This window comes from Candidatus Pelagibacter sp. uisw_091, assembly GCF_059512525.1.
In genome coordinates, this window is sequence record NZ_CM183455.1 from 1,148,491 (window position 1) to 1,167,872 (window position 19,382).

The following is a 19,382-nucleotide window of genomic DNA, read 5'->3' on the forward strand; positions in this document are numbered from 1 at the left end:
TAAAAGAAGATTTAATTCTTATCGAAAAAAGCTTCGTAGAACATCATAAAAATTGCTACTGCCATTAAAATAAACACTGGCAATATATCCCAAAAACCGATCATCGAGGATCTAGTTAAAGTTGTTGCAAGGCCAATAAGAAATAGTGCTGCAAGGCACGATCCTATTAGAGTTGTTATTTTATTTAGCATATTTTTTACAATTTTTTTCTAGCCAGTTGGCTACACCTAGAAATCTTAAATCATCTAGCTTGTCCCCAATTAACTGTACACCTAATGGTAAATTATTTTCTCCAACAAGTAAAGGTAATGAAATGGATGGTAGACCCATATAAGTCCAAATAGTACAAAATTCTGGACTTCCGGTACTCTTAAGACCCTTCGGTGCAACCCCTGCTGATGATGGAGTTAATACTCCATGGTAATCCTCAAAAACTTCTTTATAAGATTCATAACTTCTCTTCATAAAATCTATCGCTTCAGCATATTCTTTGGCTGAGTACTTTAGACCTCTTTCAATTGCACTGACCATTTCTTTAGAAAGATGTTTTTTTGATTTTTTATAATAGCCTTGAAAATTATTTGCCATATCTGTTTCATGAATTATTTTATGGTATTTTGGAATATCATCAAAATAAGAGGGGGTATCAAATACTTCAATATTTTTTTTAAAAGTTTTTATAAAGAACTCAAAAGATTTTTGCGATTCTTTATCAATATTTTTCCAGTTTTTAGTTTTATAAAAAATAAATTTAGGCTCATATAGTGGTCCTTTTTTACAAACATTTAACATTTCATCTGCCGCATAATGAATAGTTGATGGATCGTATAAATCTTTTTTTATTAATGATTTTGCAAACAGAGCAACATCTTCTACCGTTTTTCCAAACACTCCAATGTGATCTAATTTATCAGATTGTCTCATCACTCCGCTTCGTGAAATCAACCCATAAGATGGTTTATAACCAACAACTCCACAGTAAGAAGCAGGTCTAATAATTGATCCATTAGTTTGTGATCCAATTGATAATGGTGCCATATGTGCTGCTATTGCTGCCGCAGAGCCGCTTGATGACCCTCCAGGTGTTCTTGAATTATCATGTGGGTTAGTAGTTTTGCCTGGGTGAAAATATGCAAGTTCAGTAGTTACAGTCTTTCCCATTACTATTGCACCTTCAATCTTAAGTAGATTAACAACTTCAGAATCTTGTGAGCTTGGCATTTTTTTTCTGACAGGAGAGCCACATTCAGTAGGCATTTCAAAAGTACCTATTATATCCTTAACAGCAATTGGTAGACCGTGCAAAGATCCAAGTGGTTTTCCTGATTTTCTATGCTCATCTGCTTCAGCAGCTTTTTCTAAAAGTTTTTTTTTATCAAAATACTCCCAAGCCTTTACATCTTTTTCAAATTTTTCAATTCTCTCAATATATTGATTACAAACTTCTACTGAGGAAATCTGACCTGATTTTAGGTGCTCAACCAATTTATTAGTTGTTAGAGTAGATATATTTAGCATTTTAAATTATTTAGTTTGCAAATAACGTTTCTGGCAGCCACAAAGCAATACCTGGAAACATATACATAAGAAACATTGCAAATATTACTATTCCTAAGAACGGCATAATGCCCGCAAATATTTCCATCAATTCAACATTTTTCTTTTGAACACCCTTTAAATAATAAGCGGACATGGCCATAGGAGGCGTTAAAAAGGATGTTTGTAAATTTAGGGCTATTAACATTGCAAAGAAATATGGATTAACATCAAATACCTCAAGTAATGGTAAAAATATTGGAACAAATATAATTAGAATTTCAGTCCATTCTAACGGCCATCCTAAAAGGAAAATTATTACTTGAGTAATAATTAAAAATTGCCACGTTGATATTTCAATTGATGTAAAAAAATGTTCAAAAATTTCATGACCACCTAAATAAGAAAATACAGAAGAAAAAGTCCAAGAACCAATAAATAACCACATAATCATTGCTGTAGTTTTTGCTGTTAGAAAAACAGACTCTTTAAAACTTTGCCATTTAAGTGTTTTGTAGAACCAAGATAACAATATAGCACCAAATGCTCCTGCTGCTGCGGCCTCTGCTGGCGTTGCTATACCTGCTAAAATTGTTCCAAGCACTAACATTATTAATCCAAAAAGAGGGACAAAAGAAACTAATACTTCTTTTAAAATCTCAGCTCGTGGTGGAATATCTTCTGCTCTTGGCTTGGGTGCAATTGATGGTTGGAGCCAAGCTCTACCCACTGCGTAAGTTATATATAACCCTGCAAGCAATAATCCTGGAAAAATTGCTGCAGCAAATAATCTCAAAGGAGATAACTGAGCTATTACTGAATAAACAATTAGCATAATACTAGGTGGTATTAAAATACCCAAGCATCCACCCGCACAAATTACTCCTGAAGCAAATTTTTTATCATATCCTGCTTTAACCATCGCAGGCCAAGCAAGTAGACCCATTAAGGTTACAACAGCACCAATAATTCCTGTTGCTGTAGAAAATAAAGTACATGTTATTAGAGCAGCTACTGCCATTGAAGCTGGTAATCTGTGAGCTGCAAGTCTTATAGCAAAAAATAATTTTGATACAATTCCAGCTCTTTCAACTAAATATCCCATAAATAAAAACAGTGGGACGGCAGTGAGCACGTTATTATCCATAACAGTATAAGTATTTTTTACAAATAAAGAAAATATCCTATTATCAAATATGTGATCCATTAAAGCAGGATCGTAATAGGCATAATATCCAAAACCTATTCCCATTGCCATTAAAGTAAAAGCAATTGGAAAACCTAATAGCACCGCAAATAAAAATAGCCCCATCATGAAGATAGCAACTTCTGGATTTGTTAAACTAAATAACATCTTTTTGATCCTCGTCTTGTGCTGTTCTCATTAAAATTTGTTCTGTTTCTTCTGCAACAACCATCCTTGCTGGCCAATGTCCAGTTTTAATGCAAATGATTGATCTAAATACTTCGGCAATTCCTTGTATAACCAAAAATATTCCTGCAGCTGGTATCAGGGATTTTACCATATAAATATTAATTTGTGCCGGACTACTCCAGCTAGTTTCTTTTATCTTCCAAGCAAGTGCAGCATATTCGTAACCATAAAATGCTAACGATATTACGCCTGGAAAAAAGAAAATAAAATAAAGTACTAAATCAATATAACCTTGTGTTCTTGGTTTAAATAATCTGTAAATTACATCTCCTCTAACATGAGATTCTGTTGCTAAGCAATAAGCACCTGACATCATTAATATTGCACCATACATCTGCATACTGAAGTCAAAATTCCAAAGTGTTGGCTTATTAAATACATAGGCCATCATAACTTCGTAACAAGTTCCACCCATCAAAATAACAATACACCAAGAAAAAGCCTTACCTATTGAAGTGCTTAACGTGTCAGCAAATTTTATATAAGCTCTCATCATGATTTGAGTAGGATACTCTAATTTTATTAAAAACTGTACAATAAAAAAAAGGGGGCCGAGACCCCCTTCTTAAAATATTAAAAAGTTAATTAAATTTTAACTTTTCCAATTGGACCAAACTCATTTTCATAAGCTAGTTTGTAATTAGGCTGATTCATCAGCAAGTACTTCATTACTTTCTTAGCATATGCTTTTTGAGAGTCGATTACCTTCTTGAAGAATGCATCTTTTGCAGAGAATTCTCCAACAATTTTATCCCAACCTTTTAACTGTTCAGCTAAAATGGCATCAGATGTTTGGTAAACGTTAACCTTATGTGTGTTCATCAAATCAGCTAAACTGTCAGAATATCTAACAAGCGCTTTGAAGTAGTTATCTGTATTCGCAGCATAAGCAGCGTTTTTTAAGATAGCTTGATGAGCAGGTGATAGGCTTTTCAGTCTCTTCGTGTTCATAGGAATTTCAAACATCTCTTGAGATTGGTGAAAACTTCCTAAGTGATAGTGTTTAGAGACATCTTGCATTCCAAACTGTGAGTCTGATGTTGGGTTGTTAAACTCAGCAGCATCAATCAAACCAGTTTTCATTGCTGGTTGAATCTCACCACCTGGTAATTGTCTTACGACCATTCCCATAGCAGTTAAAACATTAGTCGCTAGACCAACTGTTCTATACTTCATACCTTTAACATCAGATACTTTAGTTACGTTCTTTTTGAACCAACCAAAAGGTTGTGCTGGCATAGGCATATGAAAGAAACCAGTGTAGTTAAATCCAACACTAGCTACTGCTTCTTCATATAGTTTTCTTCCTCCACCATACTCCATCCATCCCATAACTTCTTGAGATGACATTCCGTATGAAGGACCAGTTCCAAAAAGTGAAGCTGCAGCGTTTTTACCGTACCAATATGCAGTCACCCAGTGACCCATATCAACGATTCCATCGCTTACCGCTGCTCCGATTTCTGAAGTTTTAACGATTGCGTTTACAGGCTGAAGATCAATTTTAAGTGATCCACCTGACATATCGCTAACCATGTTACAGTAGTCTTGCGCCATTTCAAAAAAGATGTTTGCACCTGAAGGCCAAGCAGCTTGCATCTTTAATACAGTAGCGTGAGATCCTGCAGTTGCAATATTTGGCATTGCAACAGTAGCTGCAGCTACAGCACCGGCTTTAGCAGCAGTCTTAAAGAACTTACGTCTTGAAGAAGTTGAATTCTTCAATGATTTTTTTTCTTTAATCATTATTTCTCTCTCCTTATTATTTATATTAGTTAATTAACTGTCAGGATTTTAATCACAAATCAGAATTAGAGTCTAAGGAATACTGGTCAGCATTAGTTAAATAAACGTTGCTGTATAAGGTTAAATTTATGATATGACTATTTTGACTACAACTGCAAATTGAATTATTTTTTAAAAGTTAAGCTCGCCCACAAACTAAACCAGTCTGATTTATATTTTATTTTTTCTAAATAATTTGCTTTGTCCAACTTAACTGCACTTAGTAAATAGGCTCTATTGTCAAAAATTTTTATTCTACCAACTCCATTTGTGTTTGTTTTTACAATTTCTTTATAGCTATTTTCTTCATCTCTACTGAAAATAATAATTTGCCAATTTTTTAAAGAGCTGCCTTTTTCAAATAGTTGAAACTCAAATAATTCCTCCTGAAGGTTATAAGGTGAAGTTAAAGCAATAATCTCAAAATCTAATTTTGGTTTTTGGATAAAAAAGTCTTTATATCCATCCGTCATTAATGTTTTTGCAAACCTTCTATAGTTCTCTGTGGGAGTTTTATTGATATCAATATTACCTACACTGCTAAGAAGACCTTGTTCTTTTATAAAATCTTTAAACTTTTCTAAAGATTCATATTTTAAGAATTCAAAATTTGTTTCATAAGTTATCACATGAAAACCTTTATCTAGAATTAATGTTTGAATTGCAGGAAAATTTCCATCTCTTTGAGATAAATTCATTACTTTGTTTTTATTTTCTAAATATAAATTTTTTTTATTTGGATCATAATAACCAAATGGAGAGCCATTGAATTTTTCGCCCACCTTAATATGTATCTTGGACACTTCTTTATTATTAAATCTAAAATTAATTGGCTCAAGCCATAATTCATGGGCATGTACATTAAACTTTAAAAAAGTAGTCAATAATAAGATTACAAAAAAATAAAAAATCTGATTTAATAAGTTAATGTTTTTTAAAATATTTATATTTTTATTATTTTTCATTAAGTCATCTTATGCCCATGAACTACGTCCAGCAATTGCAAATCTTAATATTTATGAAAAAGATAATATCATAAACGCTACTCTATCAATCCGATTAAATCTTGAGGCTATTATTGCTGAGATTAATATGGATCACTCTAACACAGAAGAATCTGAGGAGTCAGATCAATATGAAAACTTAAGAACTATGAGTGCTGTTGAATTACTTAAAAAATTTAATTCTAAAATAATGAACCTTCAAAACAAAATTTACTTAACTTCTGCTAATTCTAATTATGACTTGGCTCTACTAAGTGTGGACATACCCGAGGTTGGTAATACTGACATAATTAGAGATACAGTTATTAACTTTGATATTAAAAATATAAAAAATGAAGACTTAAAGTTTTCTTGGGATAAAAATTTAGGATCCATCATTTTAAGGGTTAATTCTAAAAATAATGAGGGTTTATATTCAGAACTAATTGAAAGTGATGATAAATCAGGATGGTTTAGCATAACAAACCAAATAGAAGAAAGTCTTATAGACAATATTAAATCTTATACTCAACTAGGTTTTAAGCACATAATACCCAAAGGTTTAGACCATATATTATTTGTTCTCGCTTTATTTCTTCTATCTTCGAGGTTAAGGCCTTTGGTATTACAGGTTTCAATTTTTACTTTAGCACACACAATAACATTGTTTCTTGGTGCTCTAGATGTAATAAAAATACCCTCAATAATTGTTGAACCTATCATTGCTCTATCAATCTGTTTTATTGCTATTGAGAATCTATTTACCGAAAATTTAAAAAAAACTAGACCCTATATAATTTTTATTTTTGGATTACTCCATGGTTTAGGGTTTGCTGGAGTTTTAAATGAAATTGGAATTTCAGATGGTTTATTTATTTCAAGTTTGATTTCTTTTAATATTGGAGTTGAGCTAGGTCAAATTAGCGTGATACTTTTATCCTATATTTTTATCTCATTGCTATTTCAAAATAAACCTTGGTACCGTAATAGAATTACTAAGCCTCTTTCATTAATAATTGCATTAATTGGCTTTTATTGGTTTTTTAAAAGAATATTTTTTTAATTTAAATTAATTTTTCATTCTCATAAATACAGCATTTATCTTCAGGTATATGCAAGTCTACTTTATCTAATGGAACTTCTGTTTCTCTGCTTATTTTAGATTTTATCGTAAGACTTCCAATCTTTGCCGTAAGCAGTTTATAGTTTCCAAGATCTTCAACTTTTTCTACATTCGCACTAATTACGTTTTCTTTTTTATTTTTTGCTATCTTAATAAATTCTGATCTTATGCCTAATTTAATTTTTTTATCTTTTAATCTTGATAAATCTGTACTTGTTTTAATTAAAGTATCATTAATCTTAACACTATTGTCAGATGATGCTTCGGTTTCAAATAAATTCATTGCAGGAGAGCCTATAAAATATCCAACAAAAGTAGTATTTGGTCTTTCAAATAATTCTTTGGGTGTCCCTGTTTGAACCACTTCGCCTTCACTCATAACAATTATATTATCAGCAAAAGTCATAGCTTCGTTTTGATCGTGCGTAACGTATACAAGAGTTGTTTTGTATTGCTCATTTATTTCTTTAAGATTTCTTCTTAATTTAAATTTTAGATCAGGATCTATAACTGTTAATGGCTCGTCCATTAGAACTGCTGCTACATCCTCTCTTACAAGTCCTCTACCCAATGAAATTAACTGTTTTTGATCTGCTGTGAGTTTTCTAGCAGGCAAATTTAAGAAAGATTTTAAATTTAATGTTTCTGCAACAGAATTAACTCTTTCTTCCACTATTTCTTTAGAAAAATCTCTACATCTTAAAGGGAAAGCCAAATTATCATATACAGTCATGGTGCTGTAAATCACTGGAAATTGAAAAACTTGCGCAATATTTCTATTTTCAGTTTTAAGCTCTGTAACATCTTTTTCATCAAATAATATTTTTCCTGATGAAGGCCTTACTAGCCCTGATACAATATTTAACATTGTTGTTTTTCCACATCCAGACGGACCTAAAATTGCATATCTCTTTCCATCTTCCCAGATCATCGAAAATGGGTTTAGTGCATAAGTTGGATTAGCATCGTTTGGATTATATGAGTGAGATATCTTATTTAAATTAATTTTAGACATTAGTGCCTCCAAATGGAGATGAAGCTAAATTTCCAGTTTCATCAAATGCATAAGCTTTGTTTGATTTAAAATTAATTTTAACTTTATCACGAATTTTGAAATCCATCACTTCCTCTATACTGGTTATAATTTTTGCATTTCCCCTGGTAAGATGAAGTAAAGTTTCTGAGCCACTAATTTCTGCAAGCTCTACTTCAAACTCAAAACCATTATCATTTAGCTCAACATCTGACGCTCTTATACCAAAATTAAAATTCTTATCTTTTAATTTAGATAAATGATTTGGAATATCTATTTCAATGTCTTCAAATTTTATTTTATTAGAATCTATATCAACTTTTAAAACATTCATTGGTGGGTCATTTGAAATGGCTGCAACTTTTAAATTTTTAGGGTTTTCAAATATTTCTTTGGCAGCACCTACCTGTAGCACTCTACCTTCATCGAGAACAATGACTTCACCATTAAGTTCCATTGCTTCTCTAGGATCCGTTGTTGAAAAAATTACAATACTTTCCTTTGATAGACCGTTAACAAAGATATTTTTAAACTCTTCTCGTAACTGCTCTCTTAACTTGTAATCTAAATTAACTAATGGCTCATCCAGTAATAAAATTTTTGCATTTTTTACAAGTGATCTTGCAACTGAAACTCTTTGCTGTTGGCCACCTGATAATTCTTGGATTTTTCTTTTTTCATAACCCTCTAGTCCTACTAATTTTAAAGATTTAAAAACCTCATCATTAATCTTTTGAGAGACTAAACCTCTTTGTTTTAGAGGAAAAGCTATATTGTCAAAAACATTTAAGTGAGGGTAGTTAATGAATTGCTGATAAACCATGGCAATATTTCTTTTCCACACGGGTATCTCTAAAAAATTCTTATCTTCAAATCTAATCGATCCACTATCTGGCAAAAGTAGCCCTGCTATTGTTTTTAATAAGGTGGTTTTCCCAGAAAGTGTTCTACCCAAAATTGTATATAATTTACCTTTTTCAAAATTAAAAGAGATTTTTCTTAACTGAAGTTCTTCAGTTAATTTATACGATAAGTTTTCACCAACCAAATTCATTATTTAATTGCTCCTGATAGATTTCCTTTTGATAAATATCTCTCAACAATAAATGCAACAACAATTAATGGCGCAACAGAAACTAGTGCTGAGGCTGATAAACTCCACCATGGTGTTATTGAAGAGTTTAAAGCTACAATTTTTACAGGAAGTAACTGCACTTCAGTAAAGGTTAAAATAAAAGCAAAAAAGAAATCAATCCATCCAAATATAATACAAAACATTCCAGCAACAATTAACCCTGGTATTGAATTTGGTAATACAACTTTATAAAATGCCTGGTAAGGATTACATCCATCTATCAATGCCGTTTCATCTATCTCTCTTGGAACTTTATTAAAAAAATCAACCATAATCCAAACTGCTATTGGCATTAACAAAACAATATAAACAACTATTAGTCCAAATAGACTGTCCAATAAATTAACCGCACCAAGAAATAAAAAGAAAGGTATTGATAAAACAATTGGTGGCATAATTCTTTGAGAAATAAAAAAGAAAGTAATGTCATTATTTTTTATAGGACCTGCTTTAAATGTATATCTAGAAAGAGCATAAGCAGATAAGGTTCCAAGTATTATGCTAACTAAACTTGCAGTGCATGTTACAAATAAACTATTAAAATAAGGTTCAACAATGTCTACTCCTCCTTGTGCTGGAGATTTAATTAAAACTCTCCAACCCTCTAAGTTTGGTTCAAAATCAACCCACGGGATGTAAGTAACACCTCCATTTACTGAATTAAAATCTTTAAAAGAAGTTGTAAGTGCCCAAAGAAAAGGTGCCACAACAAAAACAGTCCAAACTGTAATAAAAAAATATTTTAAGAATGTGTATAATTTTCCCATATTTAATCTTTGAGTAATAGTTTGGTTAATACTTTTGCAATAACTGTTAAACTTATGATCATTATTATTAAATAAGTGAATGACATTGAAGCAGCATAACCCATTTGAAATTCTCTCAATCCTTTAATAAAGATATAAAAACTTGATGTCTCAGTTGAAGTTCCTGGACCACCCGAGGTTAAGACATAAACAGTATCCATTATTTTTGAAGCTTCAATCAGTCTTATGATAATTGCTCCAATAGATATTGGTGCCATTAATGGAAATGTTACGTAAATAAATTTTCTAATTGGACTTGCTCCATCAATTGCAGCTGCTAAAAAAGGTTCTTTAGGAAGTGATAAAAGACCAGCTAACAATAGTAAAAACATAAAAGGTGTCCACTGCCAAACTTCAACAATAATAACTGTAACTTTAGCTAAAGTAGGATCGGTAAGCCATTTTGGTGCAATATCAAAAATTTGTAAAAGATCATTAACAGGACCTAGTGACTCATGAAAAAAAGTTCTCCAAATAACAGTCATAATAACTGGGGTAGTCATCATGGGTATTAAAAATAATACTCTAAAAAACCTTTGAAACTTGATTTCCTTCCAAACCATATGAGCTAGTGCAAAGCCAATTACATATTGCAGAACAACAGTTGTAACTGACAAAAAACTTAATCTAATAAACGACTCCCAGAATCGTGGATCATCAGTAAATAATCTGACATAATTTTCGAGACCTATAAAGTTTAAACCATTGTAACTATTCCAGCCTGATAAACTTAAACGTACTACAAATATTATTGGAAAAATTAAGATGCCTATAAGAACAAATAAACCTGGAAATAAAAAAACGTACTTATGTTTAAAGTTCATGTAATTAAATTTTGAATGTAATGTATGTGGCCACTAATTAAAATGGCCACATAAAGTTATTTTATAACTTGTTGTCTTCCATTTTGACACCAACAGCATAGTCTTCTTGTACTGCTGATTTACCAACTCTTTTGACAATTGCTTCCCACTCTTTAGCAACTTCATCCAAAGCTTCTTGAGGAGATAGCTGACCAGCTAAAGCCTTAGAAGTTCCAGTTGCAACTGCACTAGTGAATTCAAACACACCACGAACTCTTAAAGGGAAAACTCTATTCTTACTTTTTTCCATATCTTTAAGCGTCTTAGTGTATGATTTTGCAATATCTGCATCCCAACCCATTGTATCTATGTAAAGATTTGGATCGAAATCAGAGTTTTTAAATGGATTAACACCAAAGTTACCAATAGCTAAGTCAGCTTGGTGGTTTGCTCCGTTAGAAAAGAAACATAGATAGTCAAATGCCATCTCTTGTACTTTACTTTTCTTAGCAACACCTACTGCCCAACCCCATACGATGTACGGTGCTTGGTTATATTTGTTATCCCATTTTCCAGATACTCTGTTCCAAACTTTATCTGCGCCTGGAAGAGGAGCTGTACCTACTTTATTTTTAATAGGACTATCATCTTGCATCGCTGCAATAAAAGCATCATCCCATGAAAAACTAAATAGAGTTTGTCCACCACCAAATGATCCAATTTCATCACCTAGTCCAAAGTTAATTCCTCCTGGAGGAACATACTTAGTAGCTTCTACCCAGTCAGTTAAAGCTTCAACAAAACCTGGATTATTAACATTTGGTTTCATAGTTTCTAAATCAAAAAAGAAACCACCTGGAGTTCTAGGATTTTTAGCATACGCTACTGATCTACTGAAAAAAGCTGCGAACATTAAGTCGTCTTTTTTCATAACTTCAGCTGAACCGTATTCTTTTTCTCCATCTCCATCCCAATCCCAACCATTAAAGTATTTGGCCATTTCGCCATATTCTTTCCAAGTTGTAGGAACTTTTAACTCTTTACCAGTATCTGCTTTGTATTTTTTTTGCATTTCAGGATTATCTATTACGTCTTTTCTATATTTTAGATAATGTCTGTCTCCGTCAACTGGATATTGATACATAGTTCCATCCCAAGAAGAAACACCTACATGAGATTTTGTAACGTCTTTCATCTCTTTTGTGTTCATATATTTTTTTGGAACTGGTGCTAAATACTGTCTCCAGTCATTTATAAAGTTGGAAAAACCAAATACGATGTCGTATGGAGCTTGACCAGCTTTAAAGGGAACCATAGCTTTTGCATACAAATCACCTGCAGGTGTATGTGTTACATCAACTGTTGCGCCCGTTAGTTTTGCAAACTGTTCAGCATGAAGAGCTGTAGGCTGTCCAATTACTGGAACGGCATGCGTGTTTATTTTTAGAGTTTTTCCTTTGTAGTTCTTTTTTGAAATTTTTTCATAAGAACAGTCACCAGAAATATCCCCTGTTGCTTTGATATGTGGAAATTGATCACTCCACTTATCTGCATAAGCTGGGCTAAATATCAGAATTCCTGATATCATAGCGCTTAAGCAAGTTTTTATTATTTTCATTTATCCCTCTCTTTATTTATTATTATGGAACTAAAACGGCTCTTCCCTTAACTTTACCTTCGTTAAGGTCATGAAGCGCTTTATTAGCATCGCCTAATTTATACTCTTGCATAGATAGTGTAACTAACCCTTTGTTAGCTAACTCCATCAGCTCATATAACTCAGACCACGTTCCTACTAAATTTCCAACTATTGTTTTTTCTGAAATAATTACATCGACAGCTAGAACTCTGATTTCTTCACCATAGCCAACGATATAATAGTATCCACTTCCTGCTGTCATTTTAATACCCATTGCAGTGGATCCTTTTTCACCAACAAAATCGATTACAGCCTCACCACCTTTACCTTTGGTAAGCTCTAGAACTCTTTCAACTTCATTGCCATCAATTAAAACTCCCTCGTCGCCACCAAGTGACATTGCATGTTTTAATGCTTCAGCAGATTTTTCAACAATAATAATATTTGCAGCACACATTGCTTTCAAACATTGAATTGCTATATGACCCAGTCCACCCGCTCCAATAATTACACAAGTCTGACCTGGCAATAAATGTCTAGTAGCTTTTTTAACAACCCTATAAGCGGTTAGTCCTGCATCAGAAAAAGGGGCAACATCTTTTGGTGCCAATATAGTAGGCAGTTTAATTAAGTTACGAACACTTGTTTTAAGTAATTCCGCATACCCACCTTCTTTAATATTCAAACCTGGAAATGCTCCTTCTTCAGCATGCTGATCTAAACCTCTACGACAGCTCAAACAAGTTCCGTCAGTTCCTGAAATAATTGGGTGCAAAATAACTGGATCACCTTTTTTAAATCCTACAACATCTTTTCCTACTTCTTCAACCCATCCAGCATTTTCATGTCCCATAACCATAGGTAATAAATCTCCTTTAGGATCTTGAATATGCTCCCAAACACCTTCAATAATATGCAGATCAGTTCTACAAACTCCTGCAGCACCAATTTTAACTATAACATCTGATGATTTTTCTAATTTTGGATCTGGCATTTCTTGCTCAGTAACCCAAACTTTTTCATCCATTTTTGGATTATATTTATGTAAAACTTGTGCTTTCATAATTTTTTTCTACTTTTTAGTTCGTTAATTTTTTTTAATAACAAACCCTATCCAATATTGAGAACAACAGAGAGTCAACTGGACAAAAAAGTGTTCATAAAGTTAACAAAATACAACTTATAGTTGGTTGTTCATTTTAAATAATGTCTTAAAATGAAAAATGCCAAATTTAACTTCTGTTGAAAAAGAATTTTCTGATCTTTCTAAGAAAAGGGGTTTTTTACCTTCTTTGATTGATAAAGATATATCTGATAGCTGGAAGAGATGTATTTCAACAGGACTAGATCCACTTAAGAATCCAAAGAGGACTGTTCTTACTTCTAAAGAGCTTGATGAGCTTAAAGAAAAAAATGAATATATTAGAAGATTGATAAATCCTGAACTTGAACTTCTATATTCACAAATAGCTGGGACAAATTTTATGGTAGCATATTCTGATAGTGCTGGATCAGTTATGGATACTATTTATGATAAAACTTGTCTTAGAGCTGATGTTGGAAAAATTGTAATACCAGGTTCAATTTGGAGAGAAGAAATTGGAGGTACGAATGGATTGGGACAAGTTGTTACTCTGAATAAAGATTCCATAGTTTCAGGTAAGGAACATTTTTTTGAGTCACATGGAAAGTTATCTTGTTTTGCAAGTCCAATACTAAATCACGAAGGAAAAACTATTGGTATAATAGATGCCTCTACTGATGTGCATTCAAGGGAACAGCACACCTTAGCACTAGTTAAACTTGCTACAAAAAGTATTGAAACAAAATTATTTTTAAATCAATTTAATAATGAATTAATTTTATCATTCCATCCACGTCAAGAATACTTAAGTACCAATAGTGTTGGTCTACTTGCAATTAATGGTGACGGATTTGTTGTCGGCTCAAATTCTAATGCAAGAATAATGTTGCATGGACTCGTAACATTAAAGAATGAAAATTTTAATAATATTTTTACAACTTCATTTTCTTCAATAGCAAACGAACTTTTACAAAATAAAATAATGAAAATTTCTGATCATTTAGGCTCATCTGTTTTTGTAATAAAAAGTCAAAATTTTAAGAAAAAGATATCTAAAGAAATAAAAATAAAAAATTATGCATGTAAAAAATGTGAGGGATCAAAATTTAAAGAAGATAGATGTATTTTAATTAAATCTACTTTTTTAGAAAACGGAAATATTAGTGCAGTTTCTCGAAGACTTGGTGTTTCGCGAACTACAATTTACAAACACTTACAATAGAATTAATTCTTTAAATTTTTTATTAAGAAAAATAGGTAAGAAAATAAAGAAGTTAATAAAAAAAATACCATTGCAAATCTAAAGCCTGAAATTTCTGAAAATCCAAAATTCATTGCGACATCAATAATGATACCAATAATCCATTGAAGTGCAAATGCCCCAATAAAAAGAAGTAAATTAAACGAAGTCAGTGCTTTTCCAACATTTGAAAGTGAAAAAGCCATCCCAACAGCAGGCTGACTTAGTGATAAAAATACTGAACTTACTGCAAAAAATGCCCAATGAAATGCTCCTGCTTTTGGACCTAGATAAATTATGAAGGCTAATACTATTAAATTTAATGGTGCACCAAATTTCAATAACCTTATTGCATCAGAAACATTTTTAGAAAATCTTGGTACAAAATACCCCCAAGTTAAAAAAGAAAAAAGCAAGGAAAGGTAAATAATAAACAAACCATTTGCACTTTCTTCTGGAGTGTATCCAGACACCTTAACCATCCATGGTCCTGCCCATAAAGTTTGGATAGCAAATAAACCACCATAATTAAAGAAACCCATTGGCACTAAACTTTTAAAAAATTCATTCTGCCATACTTCTTTTATGGAGCCTTTCTCATCATATGTATTTCCTTTATTCCAATTAGGAATAAAAATAACAATTAAAACGATACTAAAAAAAGTTAGAATTGCTAAAATTCCAAATATTGATCTCCATCCTATTATTGGTAAAAAAAATTGTACTGGCAAACTAGAGGATAACATTCCTATTGCGCCAGTCATTAGCATCCACGAATTTGCTCTTTGTTGGGTCTCGTCTTGAAACCAAACTCTATAAGCAGTTAACGGTCCCATTAAACATGCTCCAACACCTACTCCAATTAAAATTCTTGAAATTAAAAGAGAAATAAAGTTTTGTGATAAAGAAAATGAAATTATTCCTACAATTGCAACTAATAAAAAGTACGAAACTATTTTTTTTGGGCCTTTATTGTCTAATAGATAGCCAAGTGGAATTTGAACAGAAGCAAATCCTAAAAAATATCCACCACCCAAAAGTCCTAAATCACCAGCTGATAAATTAAATTCAGATACAAGATTGGGTGAAATAGTTGCAGTGATAGCTCTTAACAAGTTAGAAATATAATACCCTATAGCGAATACTAAAAATATAGTTATCGCTTTTTGTTTTGACAAAATAACTTTATTCATAATTGAAAATTATAAAGAAACTAATTTACTTTATTTTTGCAATTTCCTGTTTTAAGAAACTCATCAATATTGTCTATAGCTAGATTAGCCATAGAAATTCTTGTGTGCTTTGTAGCGCTTCCAAGATGAGGTAAAATAAAAACACTTTTAATTTTTAAATAACCTGGGTTTAAATTTGGTTCCCCTTTGTAAACATCAAGACCTGCTGCATAAATTTTTCTTCTATTTAGTGCATCGATTAAAGCTTCATCATCAACAATATCTCCACGAGCTACATTTGTTATAACAGCACCTGTTGGAAAATATTCTAATGTTTCTTTATTAATTAAATTTTCTGTTTCTTTTGTTGCAGGACAACAAATAGATAATACATCCGAAACTCCAAAAAGACTTTTGATACTGTCGTGATAAATTGCACCGTTTTCTTTTTCTTCAGTTAGTTTTGATCTGTTATGATAATGAATAATCATACCTAAAGATTTTGCTATTTTTGCAATCTTTTGTCCTATTCTTCCCATACCTAAGATTCCAAGTCTTGAACCTGTTAACTGTTTTCCTATCAAATAATCTGCTGACCATTTCCAGTTACTTTCTTTTGCAGCTTGAATACCTTCTGGAACTCTTCTACATGCTCCAAGAATTAATAAAATCCCAATCTCTGCTGTAGCGTCCGATAAAACTTCTGGTGTATTAGTTACTGCTATTCCTCTTTTTTTAGCCGCTTCTAAATCAATATTTCCAAAACCAACTGCAAAATTAGAAATTACCTTAATACTATTCGGTAGTTTACTTATAGTATCTTCATCCATCTTATCAGTTAAAGAGGTTAGGATAGCATCGTGATCTTGACTTAATTCAATAAGCTTTGACTGAGAATATAACTCATCATTACCATTAAGTTTTGCATCAAATATTTTTGAAGCTTTTTCTTCACTATCCTTTATTAATTTTCTTGTGACTAATATTTTTTTCATATTAATTTAGGTCAAATACCTTACCAGGATTCATAATATTATTTACATCTAAACTACGCTTTATAGATTTCATAACAGGTATATTATCTGGATGTTCTTTCAATAAATAATGTTTTTTTTGTAAACCGATTCCGTGCTCTCCAGTTATTGTTCCTTCTAATTCAAGTGCCTTACTTATTAGGTCATCACTATATTTTCTAATTTTTTTTTGTTTTTCCTTGTCATTTGGGTCAAATAAAATTATTGAATGAAAGTTTCCATCACCAACATGCCCAACCATAGGTGCAATAAGATCATGTTTTTTAACTTCTTTTTCTGCCCACGAAATACACTCAACTAAATTTGAAATAGGTACACAAACATCAGTTGAATATACTTTCATATTATTACCAAGAGCCTTTACGGACCAATAGACATCATGTCTTGCTTGCCACAACTTATTTCTTTCCTCTAAGGACACGGCCCATTTAAAATCTCCTCCTCCATTATTTTTGGATAATTCTTCAACTAGTTTTATTGCTTCCTTATTTGAACTTTCACTCCCATGAAATTCAAAAAATAATGTGGGAGATGCCTTTATATTTTCTAATTTTGAATATTTTATACTTATTTCCATTTGATCTTTATTTAGCATTTCTATTCTAGCAATTGGTATTCCATATTGAATTACCTCTTGAGCTGTTTGAACTGCTGAGTCCAAGTCTGGAAAATAACAGACTGCACTCATTATACTTTCTGGAATTGGAGATAGTCTTACTTGTACTTCTGTGATTATTCCAAGTGTACCCTCTGATCCAATAAATAAATTTGTTAAATTATAACCAGCAGAAGATTTTTTTGTTCTTGAGCCTGTTTTAATTATTTCTCCATTAGCAAGTACTACTGTTAATCCTGAAATTACAGTTCTCATTGTTCCATACTTTACTGCCATTGTTCCAGATGCAGATGTTGATGCCATTCCACCAATAGCTGCATCAGCCCCTGGATCAATAGGGAAAAATACTCCATCTTCTCTTAAATATTCATTTAATTGTTTTCTGGTAACATTAGCTTGTACTCTACAATCAAAATCAGCTGCATTTACGTTTAAAACCTTGTTCATCTTTTCCAATGAAATAGTTATACCATTAGTGTTGCCAACAACATTACCCTCTAGAGAAGTTCCAGTACCAAATGGAACAACGGGAATTTTACTATCATTACATAATTTTAAAATTTTTGACACTTCTTCATTAGTCTCTGGAAAAACTACTGCTTGAGATAATACTGGCTCATAAGTATCCTCTCCTCTTGCATAATTAGCTCTAGTGGACTCAGAGGTTGAAAATCTTCCATTAAAGATTTTTTTTAATTCAGTTTGGACTAATTCATTCATTGTATTGATACTAGTAAAAATTCCAGAAAAAATACAGCCTATTTAGAGAGCATTTTCTTAATATTTTCCAAAGCTTGAGAAATATTATCTTGAGAGGCAGCGAAGCTAAATCTTACATAATCTTGGCAAGTTTTACCAAAAGCTGTACCTGGTACTATTGCTACTCCCGCTTCATGCATGGCTTTTTTACAAAATTCTGAACCATCCATTCCCGTTCCTATAACTTTTGGAAATGCATAAAAAGCCCCACCAGGTAAACTACACTCTACACCTGGCAAACTATTTAAGCCTTCATAAATTAGTTTTCTTCTTTCAGTAAATTTTACCATCATTTCATTAATGGAGTCGTCTGGACCATCTAATGCTGCAATTCCTGCAAATTGTGCTGCTGCATTTACACATGATACGCTATTAATTAAAAGTTTATTTACATGTGGTACTAATTCAGTAGGCCAAAAACTCCATCCAAGTCTCCATCCTGTCATAGAGTATGCCTTGCTCCAACCTTCTAATACAATTAGCCTTTCTCTTAACTCAGGATAATTAAAAAATGAAGGCATTTCTTTATTGTCAAAAATTTGTCTACTATAAATTTCATCACTTAATATAGTTACGTGTGGATATTTTTTAAGACCTTCAGCCAATACATCTATATCGGCTTTTTCCACAAAACTTCCTGTTGGGTTATTTGGATTAATTAATATTAACAATCTAGTTTTATCAGTGATTAGTGATAAAATTTTTTCTGGATTAAATTTAAGATCTTTATCTTCAGTTAAATCATAAGGTACAGATGTTGAGCCAGTATAATTAATCATCGACTCATAAATTGGAAAAGCAGGAGTTGGATGAATTATTTCAGCACCTGGTTCTCCAAAACATTGAATTGCGTAACTCATTGTTGGTTTCCCACCTGGCATAATTAGAATTCTTTCAAAATCTACATCAACACTATAACGTTTTTTAATCCATCTTGTTACAGCTTGTCTACATTCTGGAATACCATTTGACATTACATATCCATGGTGACCGTCATCTAAAGCTTTTTTTGCAGCTTCAACAACATGCTTTGGTGTTTTAAAATCAGGCTGACCTAACCCTAAATGAATCATTGGATTTCCTTTGGCCTCTAATGCTTTAGCTTCAGCTAATACACTGAACGCTGACTCTGTTCCTAATCTTTCTAAGTTTTTTGCTAATTTCATAATTAAATTCTATGTTTTATTTTTTGATAAAAA

18 protein-coding genes are annotated in these 19,382 nt (G+C 32.1%); 2 read left to right on the top strand and 16 right to left on the bottom strand.

Features of this window, described 5'->3' with window-relative positions:
- Nucleotides 1-11 precede the first annotated feature (11 nt).
- The 6 genes from AC5YGA_RS06185 to AC5YGA_RS06210 form a co-directional block, all read right to left on the bottom strand.
- Nucleotides 12-191 (bottom strand): hypothetical protein, encoded by a 180-nt coding sequence (locus AC5YGA_RS06185; RefSeq protein WP_415308252.1) that lies wholly within the window; start codon nucleotides 189-191, stop codon nucleotides 12-14.
- The gene (locus AC5YGA_RS06190; RefSeq protein WP_415308253.1) at nucleotides 181-1,518 is read right to left on the bottom strand and encodes an amidase; all 1,338 of its coding nucleotides are present in this window, start codon (nucleotides 1,516-1,518) and stop codon (nucleotides 181-183) included. Before AC5YGA_RS06190 ends, AC5YGA_RS06185 begins: the two co-directional genes overlap by 11 nt.
- Before the next feature lie 10 nt (nucleotides 1,519-1,528).
- Complete coding sequence (locus AC5YGA_RS06195; protein ID WP_415308254.1) at nucleotides 1,529-2,890, bottom strand: TRAP transporter large permease; 1,362 nt, start codon at nucleotides 2,888-2,890, stop codon at nucleotides 1,529-1,531.
- Complete coding sequence (locus AC5YGA_RS06200) at nucleotides 2,880-3,464, bottom strand: TRAP transporter small permease subunit (RefSeq protein ID WP_415309369.1); 585 nt, start codon at nucleotides 3,462-3,464, stop codon at nucleotides 2,880-2,882. Before AC5YGA_RS06200 ends, AC5YGA_RS06195 begins: the two co-directional genes overlap by 11 nt.
- Before the next feature lie 92 nt (nucleotides 3,465-3,556).
- Nucleotides 3,557-4,717: a TRAP transporter substrate-binding protein gene (locus AC5YGA_RS06205; protein ID WP_415308255.1), complete on the bottom strand. Its 1,161-nt coding sequence runs from the start codon at nucleotides 4,715-4,717 to the stop codon at nucleotides 3,557-3,559.
- 164 nt (nucleotides 4,718-4,881) lie between these two features.
- Nucleotides 4,882-5,721, bottom strand: coding sequence for a DUF4198 domain-containing protein (locus tag AC5YGA_RS06210; protein WP_415308256.1), 840 nt, complete (start codon nucleotides 5,719-5,721; stop codon nucleotides 4,882-4,884).
- Here AC5YGA_RS06210 and AC5YGA_RS06215 point away from each other — a divergent pair.
- Entirely contained in the window at nucleotides 5,684-6,802 is a 1,119-nt protein-coding gene (locus AC5YGA_RS06215) for a HupE/UreJ family protein (protein WP_415308257.1), read from the top strand. The two genes, AC5YGA_RS06210 and AC5YGA_RS06215, sit on opposite strands and share 38 nt — an antisense overlap.
- Before the next feature lies 1 nt (nucleotide 6,803).
- Here AC5YGA_RS06215 and AC5YGA_RS06220 read toward each other — a convergent pair whose 3' ends face one another.
- The 6 genes from AC5YGA_RS06220 to AC5YGA_RS06245 form a co-directional block, all read right to left on the bottom strand.
- The gene (locus AC5YGA_RS06220) at nucleotides 6,804-7,877 is read right to left on the bottom strand and encodes an ABC transporter ATP-binding protein (protein ID WP_415308258.1); all 1,074 of its coding nucleotides are present in this window, start codon (nucleotides 7,875-7,877) and stop codon (nucleotides 6,804-6,806) included.
- Nucleotides 7,870-8,949, bottom strand: a complete 1,080-nt coding sequence (locus tag AC5YGA_RS06225) for an ABC transporter ATP-binding protein (RefSeq protein ID WP_415308259.1) — start codon at nucleotides 8,947-8,949, stop codon at nucleotides 7,870-7,872. The genes AC5YGA_RS06220 and AC5YGA_RS06225 overlap by 8 nt, the downstream gene beginning before the upstream one ends.
- Nucleotides 8,949-9,797, bottom strand: coding sequence for a carbohydrate ABC transporter permease (locus AC5YGA_RS06230; RefSeq protein WP_415290424.1), 849 nt, complete (start codon nucleotides 9,795-9,797; stop codon nucleotides 8,949-8,951). Before AC5YGA_RS06230 ends, AC5YGA_RS06225 begins: the two co-directional genes overlap by 1 nt.
- Before the next feature lie 2 nt (nucleotides 9,798-9,799).
- Nucleotides 9,800-10,660, bottom strand: coding sequence for a carbohydrate ABC transporter permease (locus tag AC5YGA_RS06235; protein WP_415308260.1), 861 nt, complete (start codon nucleotides 10,658-10,660; stop codon nucleotides 9,800-9,802).
- A gap of 61 nt (nucleotides 10,661-10,721) precedes the next feature.
- A complete protein-coding gene (locus AC5YGA_RS06240; protein ID WP_415308261.1) occupies nucleotides 10,722-12,257 on the bottom strand; it encodes a type 2 periplasmic-binding domain-containing protein in 1,536 nt (511 codons plus the stop codon).
- Between the two features lie 22 nt (nucleotides 12,258-12,279).
- Entirely contained in the window at nucleotides 12,280-13,341 is a 1,062-nt protein-coding gene (locus AC5YGA_RS06245; protein ID WP_011281587.1) for an NAD(P)-dependent alcohol dehydrogenase, read from the bottom strand.
- Nucleotides 13,342-13,501: 160 nt separating this feature from the next.
- Between AC5YGA_RS06245 and AC5YGA_RS06250 the strand changes: the two genes are divergently transcribed.
- Nucleotides 13,502-14,584, top strand: coding sequence for a GAF domain-containing protein (locus AC5YGA_RS06250; RefSeq protein ID WP_415308262.1), 1,083 nt, complete (start codon nucleotides 13,502-13,504; stop codon nucleotides 14,582-14,584).
- A 2-nt stretch (nucleotides 14,585-14,586) separates the two neighbouring features.
- On the opposite strand, the gene AC5YGA_RS06255 is transcribed toward AC5YGA_RS06250, so the two are convergent.
- Genes AC5YGA_RS06255 through AC5YGA_RS06270 form a run of 4 tightly spaced genes read right to left on the bottom strand, consistent with a single transcriptional unit; the run spans nucleotide 14,587 to nucleotide 19,349 of the window.
- Nucleotides 14,587-15,795, bottom strand: coding sequence for an MFS transporter (locus AC5YGA_RS06255; RefSeq protein ID WP_415308263.1), 1,209 nt, complete (start codon nucleotides 15,793-15,795; stop codon nucleotides 14,587-14,589).
- Between the two features lie 20 nt (nucleotides 15,796-15,815).
- Nucleotides 15,816-16,769 carry a 2-hydroxyacid dehydrogenase gene (locus AC5YGA_RS06260; protein ID WP_415308264.1) on the bottom strand — a complete coding sequence of 318 codons (954 nt, stop codon included), beginning with the start codon at nucleotides 16,767-16,769 and terminating at the stop codon, nucleotides 15,816-15,818.
- Nucleotide 16,770: 1 nt separating this feature from the next.
- A complete protein-coding gene (locus tag AC5YGA_RS06265; protein ID WP_415308265.1) occupies nucleotides 16,771-18,144 on the bottom strand; it encodes an FAD-binding oxidoreductase in 1,374 nt (457 codons plus the stop codon).
- Between the two features lie 38 nt (nucleotides 18,145-18,182).
- Entirely contained in the window at nucleotides 18,183-19,349 is a 1,167-nt protein-coding gene (locus AC5YGA_RS06270) for a pyridoxal phosphate-dependent aminotransferase (RefSeq protein ID WP_415308266.1), read from the bottom strand.
- Between the last annotated feature and the right edge of the window lie 33 nt (nucleotides 19,350-19,382).